The organism is Oribacterium sp. FC2011, from assembly GCF_000701645.1.
GTDB lineage: Bacteria > Bacillota > Clostridia > Lachnospirales > Lachnospiraceae > Oribacterium.
On sequence record NZ_JNJM01000050.1, the window covers coordinates 1 to 5236 of the forward strand.

Sequence of the window (5236 nt, forward strand, 5' to 3'; positions counted from 1 at the left end):
AATCGGTATTTGTGAGGAGGATAATCTAAATGGAATTGAAAAGGCTCAATTATAAATTTACTGTCTGTAAAGTGACAGAAGCATTGGATATAAACATGGAGTCTGATTTCTATTTTATCGGGAAGACAGATGAAGAATTGTCGTTGGTGTGTAAAACGGAGGATACGCCACAAAACACGGTCGAGCGTGATGATGGCTGGAGAGGATTCCGCATTCAGGGTATCCTCGATTTTTCACTGATTGGTATTCTGTCAAAGTTATCAGGCATCCTTGCGGATCATAAAATTGGCATCTTCGCGGTATCAACATACAACACAGATTATATTCTTGTGAAAGAAGAAAACTATGAACGAGCCTTGACTATTTTAGCTTCTGAAGGATATACAGTAGTATAAATTCAAATTGCACGAATAACCTCTATCCTAAATGAGATAGAGGTTTGCTTTATTTGAAATAAACCATTTATCTACCGCTTATGACATATTTTACTGTGAAAAACAAACAAAACTATTATAATGTTTTATAGGTGTATATTACTGTTTTGTAGATTTTATATAAAATAAACAAAACCTTACAGCGCCTTATACAATATTTCAATATGAAAGTAATGATTCAGATATTAAAGCTCTAAGAACAGCGTTAATAGTTGAGGAGGATATTATTATGACGAGAAGTAATTTAATGAGATTTTTAGTTTGTGCTGTCTCTTGCTCGTTGCTTGCAGGCTGCGGTAGTGTTTCAAATACAGCAGAAAGCAGTATTACTGAACAGGAATCCGTTGAAGAAAACAAAGAGACATCCGGTGATGCAGAGGCCGAATCTTCCGAAAGCGATGCTACTCAGGAAAAGAATACGGATACTTCAATGGAAGAAAAAACTTCTGATAAAAATGATGGAACAGCTAACTCAAATGCAGAAAACAAGTCTCTTGCTAAACGTCTGGCCGGAAAATACAGCTATCATTACGGCAGTGAAAACGGTGATGACGAATACTATATCATGGATATCGTCCCATTTGGTGACAATCTCTATGCTTATTGCGGACAGGCAATGGCAGAAGATACTGAGAGCCTTAATGCATACAGCTTCTGGGCTTGTGAGTTTATACCCAATGATCCGGAGGACCTAAAAAGCGAATACCGCGATATGGTAACTGTAAACGAACTGAGATTTTCAGTGATGTCAAATGCAGGTTTGTATTGGGATCAGGGTCAAAAGGGCACAATAACTCTTACGGATGAAGGAATCCTTTTTGAGGGATTTGAACAGGATGATTTTCTGGTGCCGGAAAATGATGACAGCAGACTTTTCCTGAATGATGACAGAGTGGAAGATGCTTTCGTATACCTTAAAAGGGATGCTGAAGGAGGAGCTAAGGAGTTAAATGGATTATGGATCCTTGATAATGCTGATGGAGCAGATCTTTATCTGGAATTTACCGGTTCTGATCTCTATATGTATAAGAAAGACCCGGGATCTGAAGTTTTCTATGCGGCAGGAGGATGTGAGTACGGGAACGAGACATTCTCCTGCCAGGCAAACCGTCTTGGATATGGCGGAATGCCTTTTGAGATGACATGTGGATATAAAGTCAGTGGGGATGATCTGACTCTGAAAATTGAAAATTCTGAATTTCCTGATGTACTTCCTGAGAACGGAAAATATAAAAGAGTTAATGACGGTAATGTTCATGTTACAAGCATGGATGAAGTTGTAAAGAAAGCGGGTAAAGATTCCGAACCGGGCAGTGCGGATCTGGCTGCTTATGAAGCATTATATTCTCCGGTCCTGGAGGAAGTCCGTGAGGTCGTGACTAATGGTTATGATCATGATAAGGAATACAAGTACGTATCAAATGGACTGATGGAAAAATGTATGTATCCGGGTGATGATGATCTTACAAAGGCAGTAGGATATGTACTAAAAGATGTAAGCAGAGATGGTATTCCGGAGCTGATCATAGGATGTGATGAAAAATATGGTGATAACGAACCAAGAAGTTACATTTTCAACTTATTTACATTAAAAGATGATGAAGTGCAGAGTGTGTTTGATGGCTGGGCAAGAAGCAGTTATCAATGGATGGGAGATGATCACTTCTATTACAGTGGTTCCGGCGGAGCAGCAATCACTATCTTCGGTGAGAATCATCTGAGTCCGGACGGCACAGAGATCGTATGGGATGATTTTTATTTCTCTGATGAAAAAGAAGTCGGAAACATTGGATTATATCACAACACTTCAGGTATATTTGATGCCGGAAAAGCAGAAGAGCTTGACATGTCAGACAGTGAATTCTTTGACAAAATGGATGATTACGAAAGTAAATGCCAGATGCTTTCATGGACTCCTGTCGGAAAAAGCTGAAGGAGAGATATATGAGAAAGTCATTCAGGAAACATTTTATTGCAGCATGTGGAATTATAATAGTTCTGCTTTCGGGATGTGAATCAAGGGATCAGATAATGGATGGCGACGGCATGTTTCAGACATACCCATATACAAAGATAAATCAGGATGAAGCGAAACGCATGATGGAACAGGATGACGGTCATGTGATAGTAGATGTCAGGAGACAGGATGAATATGATGAAGGGCATATCCCGGGAGCCATTCTTATACCAAATGAAAGTATAGAAAATGAACCCCCAAAAGAACTTCCGGAATTTGATCAGATCATCCTTGTTTACTGTCGAAGCGGACGAAGAAGCGTGGAAGCTTCACAGAAACTTGCTGATATGGGATATAAAAATGTCTACGAGTTTGGAGGCATTATCGATTGGACAGGTGATGTTGTGAAAAGTGAAGACGTACAGGAAACAACATTACAGGAAACAACAGCCCAAGAAACAACATCAGGAGATACTGAAATGAATGATAAGTCTGCAGCTCTGAGCTTTGAATCTTTTGACGGAGGCGGACCGGATTTTAATGTAATCATAGAGGACGAAAGCATTGTATCTTATACATCAACCAGAAAGTATGACAGCGAAGATCATGAAATGATGACAGGCGCCGGATACGATGTGATATTTACTTTTACCGGTACAAAACCCGGTGAAACTGACATGCTCATAGAGGCGCGTTCACCAATAGCGGAAAACCTTGACATGAAATATAAGGTAATCGTCAGTGAAGACTTGAGCGTGAAAATAGAAGAGGTCTCAGTAACCGATTTTACGGAGTCTGTAGTAGACGAAAATGTAGATCCTTACTGGGGAGTTTTACTCAGTTACAAAGAAGCTCAGGATGCAGGTTATACAGAAGAAGAATTAAAGGAGCGAGGCTACAAAACAGAGCTCATTCAGCATGGTTGGCCGAGATTAACAAATAATGACGAGGTCTGGTATCACTATTACGACATAAACAATGATGACTGGATTGATATGATAATCACCTATCATGGGCAGATAGTGGATATTTATTCACATGACGGAGACGCAGTGTACTCTTATGGCGCACCATATAGAGGTATCGCAGAGCTTTATCCTGACGGGTCACTCTCAGAAGTGGTTACTATGGGAGTAAAGGGGTCAGTTACAAGGTGGTACAAATATGATGTAGAATCCGGGAAATTTCTTGCTGCAAATGAAGAGCTTCATCCAAAAGAACCGCCTGTTGTTTTGCCGGAAGGCAGAAGAATATCAGATGTAGGTAAGTAGGCGAAAACGGCTTCAGCAAGGACATTGACATACATTTTGATGAATTTTTAAACTATGAGAATTATTTTATCGCCTGCTAAAAAAATGAATAAGGATACTGATAAACTGGATTATAAGGATCTTCCCGTATTCCTTGAACAGACAGCATGTATCCTGTCCTGGCTTTGTGATCATTCGCTATCAGAACTTCAAAAATTGTGGGGCTGCAATGAGAAGATAGCGAAGCAGAATTATGAACGTATCAGGGATATGGATTTACACAGTGGCTTAACTCCGGCGATAATTTCATATGAAGGTCTTGCCTACCAATACATGGCACCTGCAGTATTTGAGAAGAGCTCCATAGATTATGTTCAGGAACATCTGAGGATCCTGTCGGGATTCTACGGAGTCCTGAAGCCTTTAGATGGTGTGACTCCATATAGACTTGAGATGCAGGCAAAGGTAAGTTTATGTGGTCATAAAGATCTATATGAACTTTGGGGACAGAAACTTTATGATGAAGTAAGGGATGGAACCGGAATTATCATTAATCTTGCTTCTAAGGAATATTCAAAGTGTATAGAAAAGTATCTGAAGCCGGATGATACATTTTTAACTGTAACTTTTGGCGAGACTGTAAATGGAAAGCTTGTGACAAAGGGTACATATGCAAAGATGGCACGTGGCGAGATGGTAAGGTTCATGGCAGAGAACATGATAGAAGATCCAAATGAGATAAAGAACTTTGACCGTCTTGGATATGTATTCAGGAATGATTTATCTAAAAGTGATGAACTGGTTTTTGAAAGAAGAAAATGATTTTGTCTTTTTTATAAAGCTTAAATATGAGAAGCTTGAGTATACCATTGAATAACACTTACTACGAAGAGTTTTAAAATTCAAAAGGATTGATTTATGAAATGGCATAAGTTTTTTGCATGGGCTACAGTATTCTGTTTTGTGATGACAATGATGACCGGATATGAGAAGAAATGATCAGGTATCCCAATGTTATCGGCACTATTTAAATGTAGCCGATAATATGAGCAAAAATATACTGAAATTGTCTTAATTATGGGATTAGGATATAAGTAAACGTTTAAAAGGTTAAAATATTAAATATAGAATGCGATAAACAAATTAAAAATAGAATTTAATTTATTAATTTTAACTAAAGTTATTGCAATTTAAATTATTTATAGTATAATTAGTATTGTAAAGAGGAGATGAGAAAAGAAAGGGACCAAAAAAAAGGTTCGCTTCTCTTTAAGCTAAGATCCAACCTAGATCTTAGTTGGGCAAACCCGGAGAAATCCGGCGACGCAAAACTACAGGGGCCGAAAGGCCAGCCAGTTGCAATCTTCATGGAGCTAAGGCTCCGAAGGTTAGTTCTCGAATCAGAATTAATTCAAGAAGGTTCTAGGTTAACTGGCACAGGGTACAAAACCCGGTGCCAATTTTATTTATCCCGATTCACTTAAATAGCAAACCCGGAGAAATCCGGCGACGCAAAGCTACAGGGACCGAAAGGTCAGCCAGCTGCACTTGAAAGGAAAAGAAAATGAGAAACCTTGTTAGAACAATATTCGTAG

Annotated in this window: 4 protein-coding genes and 2 riboswitches; all 4 genes read left to right on the plus strand. The window is 38.9% G+C overall.

Going from position 1 to position 5236, the window contains the following annotated elements:
* Positions 1-29: 29 nt before the first annotated feature.
* The 4 genes from T357_RS0118110 to yaaA all read left to right on the plus strand — a co-directional run bounded on the left by T357_RS0118110 (position 30) and on the right by yaaA (position 4463).
* Positions 30-395 carry an ACT domain-containing protein gene (locus tag T357_RS0118110; protein ID WP_031555559.1) on the plus strand — a complete coding sequence of 122 codons (366 nt, stop codon included), beginning with the start codon at positions 30-32 and terminating at the stop codon, positions 393-395.
* A 268-nt stretch (positions 396-663) separates the two neighbouring features.
* A complete protein-coding gene (locus T357_RS0118115; RefSeq protein ID WP_031555739.1) occupies positions 664-2367 on the plus strand; it encodes a hypothetical protein in 1704 nt (567 codons plus the stop codon).
* 11 nt (positions 2368-2378) lie between these two features.
* Positions 2379-3662, plus strand: coding sequence for a rhodanese-like domain-containing protein (locus T357_RS21050; RefSeq protein ID WP_081828254.1), 1284 nt, complete (start codon positions 2379-2381; stop codon positions 3660-3662).
* 54 nt (positions 3663-3716) lie between these two features.
* Positions 3717-4463 (plus strand): peroxide stress protein YaaA, encoded by a 747-nt coding sequence (gene yaaA, locus T357_RS0118125; protein WP_031555744.1) that lies wholly within the window; start codon positions 3717-3719, stop codon positions 4461-4463.
* A gap of 468 nt (positions 4464-4931) precedes the next feature.
* A riboswitch (cyclic di-GMP riboswitch) is annotated at positions 4932-5005 on the plus strand.
* A gap of 112 nt (positions 5006-5117) precedes the next feature.
* A riboswitch (cyclic di-GMP riboswitch) is annotated at positions 5118-5191 on the plus strand.
* Positions 5192-5236: the final 45 nt, after the last annotated feature.